Origin of the sequence: Halorubrum kocurii JCM 14978 (assembly GCF_000337355.1) — an archaeon.
Taxonomy (GTDB): Archaea; Halobacteriota; Halobacteria; order Halobacteriales; family Haloferacaceae; genus Halorubrum; species Halorubrum kocurii.
Map to the genome: position 1 here is coordinate 154,852 of NZ_AOJH01000027.1, position 12,727 is coordinate 167,578.

Annotated in this window: 13 protein-coding genes; 6 read left to right on the forward strand and 7 right to left on the reverse strand. The window is 67.7% G+C overall.

Annotated features, from left to right (window positions below; all coding sequences use genetic code 11):
* The first annotated feature begins 113 nt into the window (after positions 1–113).
* Positions 114–4,388, forward strand: coding sequence for an intein-containing adenosylcobalamin-dependent ribonucleoside-diphosphate reductase (locus C468_RS03720; protein WP_008847538.1), 4,275 nt, complete (start codon positions 114–116; stop codon positions 4,386–4,388).
* A gap of 233 nt (positions 4,389–4,621) precedes the next feature.
* Here the strand turns inward: C468_RS03720 and C468_RS03725 are convergent, their stop codons facing one another.
* From C468_RS03725 to C468_RS03735, 4 genes are all read right to left on the reverse strand, one after another.
* Positions 4,622–5,155 carry a hypothetical protein gene (locus tag C468_RS03725; protein WP_008847539.1) on the reverse strand — a complete coding sequence of 178 codons (534 nt, stop codon included), beginning with the start codon at positions 5,153–5,155 and terminating at the stop codon, positions 4,622–4,624.
* Between the two features lie 120 nt (positions 5,156–5,275).
* Positions 5,276–5,431: a hypothetical protein gene (locus tag C468_RS18500; protein WP_169330895.1), complete on the reverse strand. Its 156-nt coding sequence runs from the start codon at positions 5,429–5,431 to the stop codon at positions 5,276–5,278.
* A gap of 96 nt (positions 5,432–5,527) precedes the next feature.
* Positions 5,528–6,502 carry an aldo/keto reductase gene (locus tag C468_RS03730; RefSeq protein ID WP_008847540.1) on the reverse strand — a complete coding sequence of 325 codons (975 nt, stop codon included), beginning with the start codon at positions 6,500–6,502 and terminating at the stop codon, positions 5,528–5,530.
* Positions 6,503–6,571: 69 nt separating this feature from the next.
* Positions 6,572–6,769, reverse strand: coding sequence for a hypothetical protein (locus tag C468_RS03735; protein ID WP_008847541.1), 198 nt, complete (start codon positions 6,767–6,769; stop codon positions 6,572–6,574).
* 105 nt (positions 6,770–6,874) lie between these two features.
* Between C468_RS03735 and C468_RS03740 the strand changes: the two genes are divergently transcribed.
* Positions 6,875–8,560, forward strand: a complete 1,686-nt coding sequence (locus C468_RS03740; protein ID WP_008847542.1) for a cryptochrome/photolyase family protein — start codon at positions 6,875–6,877, stop codon at positions 8,558–8,560.
* 33 nt (positions 8,561–8,593) lie between these two features.
* On the opposite strand, the gene C468_RS03745 is transcribed toward C468_RS03740, so the two are convergent.
* Both C468_RS03745 and C468_RS03750 read right to left on the reverse strand, forming a co-directional pair.
* Positions 8,594–8,839 (reverse strand): hypothetical protein, encoded by a 246-nt coding sequence (locus C468_RS03745; RefSeq protein WP_008847543.1) that lies wholly within the window; start codon positions 8,837–8,839, stop codon positions 8,594–8,596.
* 89 nt (positions 8,840–8,928) lie between these two features.
* Positions 8,929–9,108: a DUF7470 family protein gene (locus tag C468_RS03750; RefSeq protein WP_008847544.1), complete on the reverse strand. Its 180-nt coding sequence runs from the start codon at positions 9,106–9,108 to the stop codon at positions 8,929–8,931.
* 92 nt (positions 9,109–9,200) lie between these two features.
* Here C468_RS03750 and eif1A point away from each other — a divergent pair, with 92 nt between their 5' ends.
* Together eif1A and C468_RS03760 are read left to right on the forward strand one after the other, a co-directional pair.
* Positions 9,201–9,491, forward strand: coding sequence for a translation initiation factor eIF-1A (gene eif1A, locus C468_RS03755; protein ID WP_008847545.1), 291 nt, complete (start codon positions 9,201–9,203; stop codon positions 9,489–9,491).
* Positions 9,492–9,547: 56 nt separating this feature from the next.
* Positions 9,548–10,462 (forward strand): ATP-grasp domain-containing protein, encoded by a 915-nt coding sequence (locus C468_RS03760; protein WP_008847546.1) that lies wholly within the window; start codon positions 9,548–9,550, stop codon positions 10,460–10,462.
* 12 nt (positions 10,463–10,474) lie between these two features.
* Here the strand turns inward: C468_RS03760 and C468_RS03765 are convergent, their stop codons facing one another.
* A complete protein-coding gene (locus C468_RS03765; RefSeq protein ID WP_008847547.1) occupies positions 10,475–10,852 on the reverse strand; it encodes an Hsp20/alpha crystallin family protein in 378 nt (125 codons plus the stop codon).
* 284 nt (positions 10,853–11,136) lie between these two features.
* Here C468_RS03765 and gap point away from each other — a divergent pair, with 284 nt between their 5' ends.
* Both gap and pgk read left to right on the forward strand, forming a co-directional pair.
* Complete coding sequence (gap, locus tag C468_RS03770; protein ID WP_049911970.1) at positions 11,137–12,189, forward strand: type I glyceraldehyde-3-phosphate dehydrogenase; 1,053 nt, start codon at positions 11,137–11,139, stop codon at positions 12,187–12,189.
* A 115-nt stretch (positions 12,190–12,304) separates the two neighbouring features.
* The coding region (gene pgk / locus C468_RS03775) for a phosphoglycerate kinase (protein ID WP_008847549.1) at positions 12,305–12,727 on the forward strand (423 nt) is incomplete at its 3' end.

Consider the following 12,727-nt stretch of genomic DNA (forward strand, 5'->3'; position numbering starts at 1 on the left):
GTACATGAACGCTGTCGGGCCCGAACATCCGAACGTACAAGGGCCCGCCTCGCCAGTACACCAACACTACAGATGATCCATATCTCACACCGACCCAGCGGGGTGGCCGTCGAATGAGCAGCGACGGCGTCGCCGCCGACGAACTCGAACTGCCGATCAAACGCACCACGGGCGAGACGATGGAGGAGCGTCTCACGGCCAACGCCTACCACAACATCCTGCCCGCGCGCTACCTCCGGAAGAACGCTGACGGGGAGCCGATCGAGGACCCCGAGGAGCTGTTCGACCGCGTCGCGCGCAACGTCGCGCTCGCGGAGGCGGTCTTCGAGGCCGAGAACCAGGGCGTCGAGGTCACGGTCACGCCCGACCAGCTGAAGCCCGACCACCCGCGCCGCGACGAGCTCGCCGCCGAGGTCTTCGGCGCGGGAACCACGGCCGAGGACGACGCGGAGACGACGCTCACGGCGCACAACGTCAACAAGTTCGCGTACGACACGGTCGTCCCCGAGCTCCCCGAGAGCGTGCGCGAGCACGTCGAGGCGACCGCGGACCGCTTCCGCGACGGGATGGAGCAGCTCTCGTTCATGCCGAACTCGCCCACCCTGATGAACGCGGGCGACGAGCTCCAGCAGCTCTCTGCCTGCTTCGTCGACTCCCCCGCCGACGACATCACGGACATCCACCAGACCGCCAAGGAGGCGGCCGAGGTGTTCCAGTCCGGCGGCGGCATGGGGTACGCGTTCTGGAAGCTCCGCCCCTACGGCGACTCCGTCGGATCCACCGGGGGCATCGCCTCCGGCCCGATCACGTTCATGCGCACGTTCGACCAGATGTGCGAGACGATCGCGCAGGGCGGCGCGCGCCGCGGCGCCCAGATGGGCGTCATGCGCGTCTCGCACCCGGACGTCATCCAGTTCATCCACGCGAAGAACAAGGACGTCTCGCTGGCGCACTCGCTGCGCCTGAACGACCCCGACGACTTCACGCACAACTCCTTCGCGGACGCCTTAGAGGAGGCCCGCGAGCTGATCGACGAGGACGGGAAGGTCCCCGAACATCTCCGCAACGCGGTCGAGGGTCACCTCTCGAACTTCAACATCAGCGTCGGGGTCACCGACGACTTCATGGAAGCGCTGTACAACGACGAGGAGTTCACCTTCACCAACCCGCGCACGGAGGAGCCGCACGTCGCGACGCCGGAGACGAAGGAGATCTACGACATGTTCGGCCTCGGCGAGCACGTCGAGGTCGGCGAAGTGCTGTCGATCCCGGCCCAGGAGCTGTGGGACGACATGATCGAGGGCGCCCACGAGAACGGCGAGCCGGGGGTCATCTACCTCGAGCGCGTCAACAAGGAGCACTCCTTCGACGTGGAGGAGAACCCTGACCACCGGATCCTCGCGACGAACCCCTGTGTCACCGGCGACACGCTGATCAGTACCGAAAACGGTCTCGTCGAAGCCGAGGAACTCTACGAGCAGGGCGTCTCGCGCGACGTCGTCGTGGACGGTCGCCTCAGCGAGGAGACGCTCAAGGAGGCGAGCAGCGTCTACAAGACCGGCGAGAAGGACGTTTATAAACTCACGACCGAAGAGGGGTACGAGCTCCGCCTGACCGACGACCACCGCGTCATGACTGACGATGGATGGGTCGAGGCCGGAAATCTCGACGCCGGCGACACGGTTCATATCCAGAATCGAAAAGGCTCCTTCGGCCAGCACGGAACGGCAGCAGAAGGTCGCGTACTCGGCTGGATGGTCGGTGACGGCCATCTCAAGACCGGAGAGGAGCGCGCCGTCCTCAACTTCTACGACGAGGACGCCGAGGTCTCGGAATCGTTCGCAGCCGACGTGAACGAGGTTGTTCGCGATCCCGTCGGTAACGCCGATTACGAGATCGGTGTTAACGAGATCGCTAGAGGTGATGACTACCGCGGTACGCAGGCCATCGAGCAGCGGATCCGCTCGACTCGGCTCTACGAGTACGCCGAGGAGGCCGGTTTAGTTGATCAGAAGCATCAGGTTCCCGAGGCCGTACTGCGCGGGAGCGAGGAGATGGCGCGCGGGTACCTCCGTGCGCTGTTCTCCGCGGATGGAAGCGTACAAGGGAGCAGTAAAAATGGACGGAGTATTCGGCTTGCGAGTTCCGAACTCGATCTCTTAAAACAGACCCAACGGCTGCTTCTCAACTTCGGTATCGCGAGTCGGATATACAAAGAGCGTCGTCCCGCGCAGAGTCGGGAGCTGCCGGATGGTAACGGTGAAACGAAGAAGTACGACACGAAGGCGCAACACGAACTGGCGATAACCAAAGCAAACCAACAGCGGTTCGCTGAGGAGATTGGATTCCTCCGTGATGATAAATCAGAGCAGCTTCGAGAGAATCTCGATTCGTATACGTACAGCCCGCAGAGTGAGACGTTCACCGCAACTGTAGCCGCAGTTACGCCCGACGGACGTGAAGAGGTATACGACCTGACTGAGCCGGAAACGCACTCATTCGTCGCTAACGGAGTTGTAACCCATAATTGCGGGGAACAACCGCTTGAAGAATATGAGGCGTGTAACCTCGGCCACATCAACCTCTCGACGCTCGCGGCCCAGGACGCGCCGGACTGGCGCGTCTGGTCCGACGAGCACGCCGACGAGTACGCGTCGAAGGAGGCCGCCATGTCGGCGTTCTTAGAGGAGGCGATCGACTTCGAGGAGTTCGACGAGCGGATCGACTACGGCACCCGCTTCCTCGAGAACGTCGTGACGATGTCGGACTTCCCGGTCGACAAGATCGAGCAGAAGGTCCGGGACATGCGGAAGATCGGGCTGGGGGTCATGGGGCTCGCCCAGCTGTACATCCAGCTCGGCATTCAGTACGGCACCGAGGAGGGCAACGAGGTCGCCCGCCAGCTGATGACCCACATCAACCACGCGTCGAAGCAGACCTCCCACGAGCTCGCGCAGGAGCGCGGGACGTTCAACGACTGGGAGGACTCGAAGTACGCGAACCCCACCGAGTACCGCGACTGGTTCGAGCACTACACCGGCCTCGACGCGGACGAGTGGGCGGACGGCTTCCCGATCCGCAACCACAACACGACGACGATCGCGCCCACGGGCACGACGTCGATGATCGGGAACACCACCGGCGGCTGCGAGCCCATCTACAACGTCGCCTACTACAAGAACGTCTCCGACGACGTGCAGGGCGACGAGATGCTCGTCGAGTTCGACGACTACTTCCTGCGCACCTTAGAGGAGAACGACGTCGACGTCGACGCCGTCAAGCAGGAGGCCCAAGAGCAGATGGCGGCCAACGAGTTCGACGGCGTGGACGGCCTGGAGACGGTGCCGGACGCCATCGGCGAGCTGTTCGTCGTCACCGGCGACCTCTCGGGCAAGCAGCACGCGGCGGTCCAGTGCGCCTGCCAGGAAGGGGTCGACTCCGCCATCTCGAAGACGTGTAACTTCCCGAACGACGCCACCGCCGAGGAGATGGAAGAGGTGTACCGCTACATCTACGACCACGGCGGGAAGGGCGTCACCGTCTACCGCGACGGCACCCGCTCGAAGCAGGTGCTCACGACGCGCGCGAAGAACACGGAGTTCGCCGACGAGAGCGAGGCGGCCGAGGCCATCGTCGAGCAGATCGGCGAGGTGTTCGGCGGCATCGAGTCGTTCCTCGACAACGAGGACGTCCAGCAGGCGATCGACGCGGAGATCTCGGACCTCCTCGAAGCCAGCGAGCAGCCCCGCATCGACTACAGCGAGCGCAGCCCGCGCCCCGACTCCCTGAACGGCGTCACCCAGCGCGTCGAGACGGGCTACGGCAAGCTGTACGTCACCATCAACGAGGACGACAACGGGCTGCCGTTCGAGCTGTTCGCGAACATCGGTCACTCCGGCGGCTACACCAACTCCTTCACCGAGGCGCTCGCGAAGGTCATCTCGACGGCGCTCCGTTCCGGGGTCGACCCCGAGGAGATCGTCGACGAGCTGCAGGGCACCCGGAGCCCGAAGGTCGCGTGGGACAAAGGCGAGCAGATCCAGTCGATCCCGGACGCGATCGGCACCGCGCTCCGCCGCTACCTCGACGACGAGATCGACAAGGGGATCCCCCAACAGCAGAGCCTCGACGACGTGGAGGGCGTCGCCGAGCCGCCGAGTCAGACCGACGGCGGCGCGGTCGACGCCGGAACCGCGACCGACGCACCGGCCGAGGCTCCCACCGCAGACGGCCCCGACGCCGCGGACGACGCGGCCGGCGCCGACGACGCGATGCAGGAGCTGATCGCGGCGGGCGAGTCGCCCGAGTGCCCCGAGTGCGGCGGCATGAACCTCTACTACTCCGAGGGCTGCAAGACGTGCGAGTCGTGCGGCTGGTCGGAGTGTTAGGCGGGTCGACTCGGCGCCGGTAACGAGCGGTCGACGACGCGGTTTTTTTTTCGAGGTGGATACGGACGCGGAACCGAGAGGCGGCGGGAGCGAGTGTTGCAGTTCGTCGACGTCGAGCTGACAGATACTCGACCGTGAGCGACGGCGACGTTCCTTTATAACTAAACGCGGCGGGACGCTTTCGCGCGTCGAAAAGCAGGAGAGAAACCGCGGTCGCGGAGATTCGCCGCGAGTCAGTCGTCTTCGAGCGCCTGCGCGATGCGCTGGAGCTGGCGGGTGGCGTCGCGGACCTCGTCGCGGAGCTGGCGCACCTCGCGGACGAGCTCCTCGTTGCCGCCGTCGTCGCCGCGGCCGCCGCGCTCGCCCTGCGCGCCGGGTCCGCCGCCCATCCCCGGCGGGCCGCCCGCGCCGCCGGGACCGCCGCCGCCCATCATCCCGGACATCATCTGCGCGAAGGGGTTGCCGCCACCGCCGCCGCCCATCCCCGGCGGCCCGCCGCCGCCCATCATCTCCTCGGGATCGGGCCGGTCGCCCTCCTCGCGCTCCTGCTCGCGTCGCTCGCGGATCTCCTCGACGCGCTCGCGGAAGGACTTCTCCTCGCCGTCGTCGCCCTCGGCGTCGGCGCCTTCGGCTCCGGCGGCGCTGTCGCCCTCGTTCTCGGCGGCGTTACCGCCCTGTTCCTCGGCGGCGTTACCGCCCTGTTCCTCGGCGGCGTTACCGCCCTGTTCCTCGGCGGCGTCGGCGTCGGTGGTCTCGTCGTCTGCCATGAACACTGGTTCGGTAGCCCGGCCGAAAAGGGTTGTTGCTCCGGCTCTCGACGGTGCGTTTATAAACGGAGGTCGAGCGGACGGGCCCAGGCGCGCTCCGAGACCGGCCCGGCGCCGGCGTCACGTCCGAACCAGCCGGTGGCAGTTCGGGCACTCCGCCGTTTCCGCGTCACGGCCCGCCGCCGGAACGTGATCGCCGCAGTTCGGACACCGCGTCCGAGTGCGCGCGTACTCGGTGCTCGACCGAACGCTAGATCGCTCGGTGTCGTTGGACATACACAAATGTCAACGAGTAACACACAAATAGCTTTCCCACATATTCCTATAACACGATTTAGGCGCCGGAGGAGTCCGAGCGTGCCGAGACGCCGCTCACTCGTGGCCAGAGACGCGGACCGGCTCGTACGGCTCCTCCAGCCACTCGACGTCGGACGCGGACAGATCGATGTCGAGTGCCTCGACGGCGTCTTCGAGGTGTTCGACGCTGGTCGTCCCGACGATGGGGGTGTCGACCCACTCTTTGTGGAACAGCCACGCCAACGCGATCTGGGCCATCTTTACCCCCTTCTCGTCGGCCAGTTCCGCGACGCGCTCGTTGACCGCCGGACCGCCGCCCTCTCGGTAGGGATGCTCGTAGAGGTGCTCTTCGGTCTCTCCCCGGAGTGTCGCGTCCACGTCCTCGTGCGGGCGCGTGAGATACCCGCGCGCGAGCGGGCTCCACGGCATCACGCCGATCCCCTCCTGCTCACAGAGTGGGAGAGTCTCGCGCTCCTCCTCGCGGTACGCGAGGTTGTAGTGGTTCTGCATGGTGGCGAACCGGTCGTACCCCTCGCGGTCGCTCGCGTGGAGCGCCTCGGCGAACTGGTGGGCCCACATCGACGAGGCCCCGATGTGACGCACCTTCCCGCGCCGGACCGCGTCGTCGAGCGCGGCCAGCGTCTCCTCGATCGGCGTCTCGTAGTCCCACCGGTGGATCTGGAACAGGTCGATCGTCTCCATTCCCAAGCGGTCGAGGCTGTTCTCGAGCTCCTGTTCGATCGCCTTCCGCGAGAGGCCGCCCGAGTTCGGGTCCGTCTCGTCCATCTGGAAGTACGCCTTCGTGGCGACGACGCTCTCTTCGCGGTGACCCTCCAGCGCCTCGCCGAGGATGCGCTCCGACTCGCCGTTCGAGTACATGTTCGCGGTGTCGAAGAAGTTCACCCCGAGTTCGAGCGCGCGCTTGACGAGCGCCTTCCCCTCCGCCTCGTCGAGGACCCATTCGCGCCAGTCCGAATCGCCGAAGCTCATGCAGCCGAGACAGATCTTCGAGACCGTCGTCCCGGTGCTTCCGAGCGTCGTGTACTCCATACGGCGAGCAGACGGAGTGGCCTCAAAAAACTACCCGCACCGGAGGGGGACCGCTCTCCCCGAGGCAGTTCACTCGTTTCGGAACGACGCCGTGTAGACGAGGAACGCGCCCGTCAGCAGCACGAACGCGAGGAACGTCACGAGCGCGAGCACGTTCGCGACGGGGGCGAGCGGGGCGAGGAACGACTCCCCGGTCGAGTCGAGCACGAGCACGGCGAGGAGGGCGGCGATCAGACCGAGTAGCCAGTTCGTGAGTATCTCGTCCATACCACACCCCTCACCGAGGGCGAATAAAAAGGGGCGGTGTTCCGAGCGGCGGCCACCCTCACAGTTCCCCGCAGACCTACGTCACCCGCGCCCGTACGGTCGTCCATGAGCGACAGACCCGTCCTCTGGCTGCTGGGAGACCAGCTCAACCCCGACCTCGACGCGCTCGCCGACGCCGGTTCGGTGCTGCTTATCGAGGCGCACGGCTTCGCCGACCGGAAGCCGTACCACGCCCACAAGCTGACGCTCGTGTTCTCGGCGATGCGGCACTTCCGTGACGACCTCCGCGAGCGCGGTCACGACGTGACGTACCTGCGGGCCGACTCGTTCGGCGAGGGGGTAGCCGAGTTCCTCGACGACCGACCCGACGCCCGCCTCCGGCTCATGCGCCCCGCGAGCCACGGGGCCGCCGATCGGCTTCGAGAGCTCGTCGCGGACCGTGGCGGCTCGCTGGAACTGCTGGACAACGAGCTGTTCTGGACGACGCCGGCGGACTGGCGGGAGTGGGCGGGCGACCGGGACGCGAGCGAGAGCGGGCCCGAACCGCTCGTCCGCGCTGACGGCACCGCAGAGCGCACGTTCCGACAGGAGGGCTGGTACCGCCACGTCCGCCGCGAGACGGGCGTGTTGATGGACGGCGACGACCCCGTCGGCGGCGAGTGGAACTACGACGACCTGAACCGGGAGACGCCACCCGACGACTGGGAGCCGCCCGAGCGGCCGCGCTTCGAGCCGGACGAGCTCACCCGCGAGACGCACGCGTGGGTCCGCGAGCGGTTCGACACGTGGGGGACCGACTCGCTCGACGCGTTCGCGTGGCCGGTCACCCGCGAGGAGGCGCGCGCGGCGCTCGACGCGTTCGTCCGCGATCGGCTCCCGTCGTTCGGGCGGTACGAGGACGCGATGGTGACGGGCGAGCCGTTCCTCTCGCACTCCCTGTTGTCGCCCGCGATCAACCTCGGACTCCTCGACCCGCGTGAACCCGTCCGGGCGGTGGAGGCCGCCTACGAGGACCGCGGCGTCGAGCCGGGCGCGTACGACCCGGCCGCCGACCCCGCGGGAGGCGGCTCGGGAGCGACCACGCTGGACGCGTTCGCGGAGGGGGCCGGGAGCGCCGACGGCGACGCCGACCTCCCGCCGGTCCCGCTCAACGCGGCCGAGGGGTTCGTCAGGCAGATGATCGGCTGGCGGGAGTTCATGCGTCACGTCTACCGCGAGGCGATGCCGGCGCTGGCGGAGGCCAACCGACTGGACCAGTCGCGAGAGCTCCCGCCGGCGTACTGGGACGGCGACACGGAGATGCGGTGTCTCTCCGAGGCCGTCGACCACGTGCGGGAGTACGGGTACGCCCACCACATCGAGCGGCTGATGGTCCTCTCGAACGTCGCGCTGATCTACGGCGCCGACCCCGCCGACGTGAACGAGTGGTTCCACCTCGGCTTCGTCGACGCCTACCACTGGGTGACGACGCCGAACGTCGTCGCGATGGGGTCGTTCGGGACCGACGTGCTCTCCTCGAAGCCGTACGCCGCCTCGGGGAGCTACGTGAACCGGATGAGCGACCACTGCGCGTCCTGCCCGTACGCCGTCTCGCGGACGACGGGCGAGGGGGCGTGCCCGCTCAACGCGCTCTACTGGGACTTCCTGAAGGAGAACGAGGAGACGCTCCGGGGAACCGGTCGGATGGGGCTGATGTACTCGCACGTCGACGACAAAGACGAGTCCGAGTGGGCCGCGATCCGCGAGCGCGCGGCCGCGGTCAGGGAGATGGCGGCGGACGGAACGCTGTGACCCGACTCGATCCGACGGCCGCGCCGGATTCGGTCACTCGCCGGCGGTGAGGCGCTGTATCCGGGGGAGCGCCTGCTCGTAGCCGAGCGCGACGACCCCGACGTACAGCGCGAGCAGGCCCATCCCGACCGCCCACGCGCCGAGCACGAGGTCTCCGCCGGTGACCGCGTCCACCCCGACGCGTTCGAGCACGACGCCGATCGCCGACGCGGCGCCGGCGCCGACGACGACGGCGAGCAGTTCGAGCAGTTCGACGGCGGCCGCGGGTACGTCGACCATACCGAGCCGCGACGGTCGCGGAATATCACTCTTTCGGGTGCGGGGCGCGGTGCGCTCCCGCGTATGCCCACCGAAAACGGACGTGGGCGCTACTTGAGCCCGAACGCCCGCATCGTCGAGTCGGCGATCCCCTTCGCGATCAGCGCGAGGCCGGCCAGCAGGATCATGACGCCCGCGCCGACGATCGGGTCGTGGACCGTCAAGACGCCGACCGCGACGAGGACGACCACGACGCCGGCGATGCCTTCGGACCCGAGGGTGTCGCGCATGGCTCCCGATCGCCACCGTCGAGATTTAAAAAAGGCGTTTTCGAGCGGAGAGCGGCCCTTTTATTTCCGGGAGCGCGTATCACCGCGTACGCATGAGCAACGGAGACGGCGGCGGTCGAAACGACCTCCGGATGCCCGACGACGACGAGGTGTTCGCGGAGGTCGTCGAAATGCTCGGCGCGAACCGGGTCAGAGTGCGCTGTGCGGACGGGAAAGAGCGGACCGCGCGGATTCCCGGCCGGATGCAAAAGCGCGTCTGGATCCGTGAGGACGACATCGTCCTCGTCGAGCCGTGGGACTGGCAAGACGAGAAGGGCGACATCTCGTGGCGGTACGAGAAGAGCGAGGCCGAACAGCTCCGCGAGGAAGGCCACCTGCAGTGAGCGGGACGCGGCGCGTCCCTCGCGATTTTTAAGTCCGAACGGTCCTGAGCGGGCGTATGCTCCGGCTCGCGATGACGACCGACGCCGAGACGTTCGACCGCGTGCGCGGGCCGCTCGCCGACCGCGGGATCGCGGTCGACCACGTGCAGGCGAAAGAGCGGGCGCTCCGCGTCTCCGGCGGCGGAGACCACGAGACGGGCGGAGGCGGAGTCGGAGGAGACGCCGACGGTGAGTTCAGCGGCTTCGACGCCGGCTTCGTCTACCCGTCGCGGCTCATGGAGGGCGCCGTGGTCGACACGCGGCTGTCGGTCCCGTGGGTGAACGACCAGGAGGCCGTCCTCACCTCCCGGAACAAGGCGGGCGTGCTCGCCGCGCTCGACGACGCCGGGCTCCCGACGCCGCGGACGACCATGGTGTCGAACCCCGTCGACGAGGCGGTCGTCACCGAGGCCGTCGAACCGCTCTCCTACCCGGTGGTCGTCAAGCCCAACTCCGCGACCCGCGGGGTCGGCGTCGCGACCGCGACCGACCTCGACTCGCTTCTGGGCGTCGTCGACTACCTGAACCTCGTCCACGACTACCGCGCGACCGGCGACAAGTCGTACCTGATCCAGGAGTTCCTCCCGGACGCGCGCGACTATCGGGCGATGGTCGTCGACGGCGCGTACGCCGGCGCGGTCGAACGGGCGCTCCCTGCGGACGCGGTCGCGGCGGGGCGCTGGAAGCACAATGTCCACCGCGGCGCCGAGGCGACGGGCGTCGACCTCCCAGACCGCGCCCGCGAACTGGCCGAACGAACGGCCGAAACGCTCGGAATCGACTACCTCGGCGTCGATCTACTGGCGGCCGACGGACGGCTGGTGGTCAACGAGACGAACGCGCGCCCGACGGTCGACGCCGCGACCAAGTACGAGCCCGGCTTCTACGACCGGCTCGCGGCGCTGATCGAGCGGACCGCTGCGACCGGGTAAAAGGGGACGCGGCTACTCCAGGTCGATCGAGGCGGAGTCGTCGTCGCGGTCGAACACGACCTCCAGCACGCCGTTGTTGAACGTCGCGTCCGCCGAGTGCTCGTCGACCGGAACGGGGAGCTCCACCGTCTCGTCGTACTCCCGCCGGTCGGACGCCGCGGAGATGGTGAGCGCCTCCCCGTCGCACTGCAGGGAGAGCTCCTCCTTCGAGACGGCCGGGAGGTCGGCGACGAGTCGCACGCCGTCGTCGGTCGTGTACGCGTCCACGTGCGTCGCCGAGCCGAAGCCGGCGTCCTCGCTACCGGGGTTCCCGTTGGCCATCTCGTTCATCATCCGTTCGATCTCCTCGAAGAAGTCCCCGAACGGATCGTCACGGTCGTCTCTATCCATACCTCACGTGAGGGTGGTAACCCCGATAAGCCTTCTGTCCATGACCGTCTTCGCCGCCGCTCGGAGCCCTACGGACGGTACGTGGCGTCTCCCTCCCCGCCTCGACGCCGTCTCGGTCGTCCGCTCACGGTCCTCGCAGTCGGGGTCCGTCGGGGCCCGCCGGAGCCGACCGAGTCACGGAACCGCCGCACTGAGCCCGGACCGGACGTAAGGAATACGAACGATAGTGACCGTCTCGCGCCGACTCGGTCGGATTTAAGTATCTGCGCTCACCTTTTTCGAACATGAGTAAATCATACCTCGCTGCGGGTGACGACGTGAGCGACGACGAGGTCGTGCGGGTGGGACTCAACGGGTTCGGTCGGATCGGGCGGAACGTGTTCCGAGCGGTGCTGGAGTCGCCGCGCATCGAGCTCGTCGGCATCAACGACGTGATGGACTTCGACGACATGGCGTATCTCGCGAAGTACGACACCGTCATGGGGCGGCTCGACGGCGTCGAGCGCGACGGCGACGCGCTGACCATCGGCGGTACCGCGGTCGACCTGTACAACGTGCAGGACCCCGCCGACCTCCCGTGGGACGAGCTCGACGTGGATGTCGCCTTGGAGTGTACGGGCGTGTTCCGCACCCGCGAGGACGCGAGCGCGCACCTCAAGGGCGGCGCGGACACCGTGATCATCTCGGCGCCCCCGAAGGGCGAGAAGCCGGTCAAGCAGCTCGTCTACGGCGTCAACCACGACGAGTACGAGGGCGACGACGTGATCTCGAACGCCTCCTGTACGACCAACTCCATCACGCCGGTCGCGAAGGTGCTCGACGAGGAGTTCGGCATCGACGCCGGCACCCTCACCACGGTCCACGCGTACACCGGCTCCCAGAGCCTGATCGACGGCCCGAAAGCGAAGACGCGCCGCGGCCGCGCGGCCGCCGAGAACATCGTGCCGACCTCGACGGGCGCCGCGGGCGCCGCTCAGGAGGTCCTCCCGCAGCTCGACGGCAAGATCGACGGGATGGCGATGCGCGTCCCGGTCCCGTCCGGCTCCCTCACGGAGTTCGTCGTGAGCCTCGACGAGACCGTCACCGCGGAGGAGGTCAACGCCGCCTTCCGTGACGCCGCCGACTCCGGCCCGCTCGCGGGCGTGCTCGGCTACACCGACGACGAAGTCGTCTCCAGCGACATCGTCGGGCTCCCCTTCTCCAGCTACGTCGACCTGCAGTCGACGAACGTCATCGCCGGCGGGAAGCTCCTGAAGATCCTCACCTGGTACGACAACGAGTACGGCTTCTCGAACCGGATGCTCGACATGGCCGCGTACGTCCAGGACGAGGCGTAAGCGGCTGACCACGGCCGGTTCCCTCTCGGGACGCCGCCACCGCGCCCGACGCTTCCGCCGGCAACGTTCCCCCGGAGAACCACTCCTTAAATATCTCATCGACGACCGTTCACTCATGGCCACGTTCGACACCATCGACGACCTCCCGGCAGACTCGCGCGTCCTCGTTCGGCTCGACCTCAACTCCCCGATCGAGGACGGAGAACCGCAGGACAACCGCCGCTTCGAGCGCCACGCGGAGACGGTCCGCGAGCTCGCGGACGCCGGCCATCGCGTCGTGCTCATGGCCCATCAGGGGCGACCGGGTCGCGACGACTTCACGTCGCTCGCGGGACACGCCGAGATCCTCGCCGAGCACGTCGGTCGCGACGTCGCGTTCGTCGCGGACACCTACGGCGACGAGGCGCTGGCGGCGGTCGACGCGCTCGACGCCGGCGAGGTGCTCCTGTTGGAGAACACCCGGATGTGCGACGACGAGCTCCCCGAGGAGTCGCCCGCGGAGAAGGCGGAGACGGAGTTCGTGCAGACGCTCGCGCCA

Bases quoted from the DNA above. Each gene is read 5' to 3' on its own strand.
- C468_RS03740 (WP_008847542.1), top strand. From the start codon at position 6,875: ATGAGCGACAGACCCGTCCTCTGGCTGCTGGGAGACCAGCTCAACCCC.
- eif1A (WP_008847545.1), top strand. From the start codon at position 9,201: ATGAGCAACGGAGACGGCGGCGGTCGAAACGACCTCCGGATGCCCGAC.
- C468_RS03760 (WP_008847546.1), top strand. From the start codon at position 9,548: ATGCTCCGGCTCGCGATGACGACCGACGCCGAGACGTTCGACCGCGTG.
- C468_RS03745 (WP_008847543.1), bottom strand. From the start codon at position 8,839: ATGGTCGACGTACCCGCGGCCGCCGTCGAACTGCTCGAACTGCTCGCC.
- C468_RS03750 (WP_008847544.1), bottom strand. From the start codon at position 9,108: ATGCGCGACACCCTCGGGTCCGAAGGCATCGCCGGCGTCGTGGTCGTC.
- C468_RS03765 (WP_008847547.1), bottom strand. From the start codon at position 10,852: ATGGATAGAGACGACCGTGACGATCCGTTCGGGGACTTCTTCGAGGAG.
- C468_RS03730 (WP_008847540.1), bottom strand. From the start codon at position 6,502: ATGGAGTACACGACGCTCGGAAGCACCGGGACGACGGTCTCGAAGATC.
- C468_RS18500 (WP_169330895.1), bottom strand. From the start codon at position 5,431: ATGTCCAACGACACCGAGCGATCTAGCGTTCGGTCGAGCACCGAGTAC.
- C468_RS03725 (WP_008847539.1), bottom strand. From the start codon at position 5,155: ATGGCAGACGACGAGACCACCGACGCCGACGCCGCCGAGGAACAGGGC.
- gap (WP_049911970.1), top strand. From the start codon at position 11,137: ATGAGTAAATCATACCTCGCTGCGGGTGACGACGTGAGCGACGACGAG.
- C468_RS03735 (WP_008847541.1), bottom strand. From the start codon at position 6,769: ATGGACGAGATACTCACGAACTGGCTACTCGGTCTGATCGCCGCCCTC.
- C468_RS03720 (WP_008847538.1), top strand. From the start codon at position 114: ATGAGCAGCGACGGCGTCGCCGCCGACGAACTCGAACTGCCGATCAAA.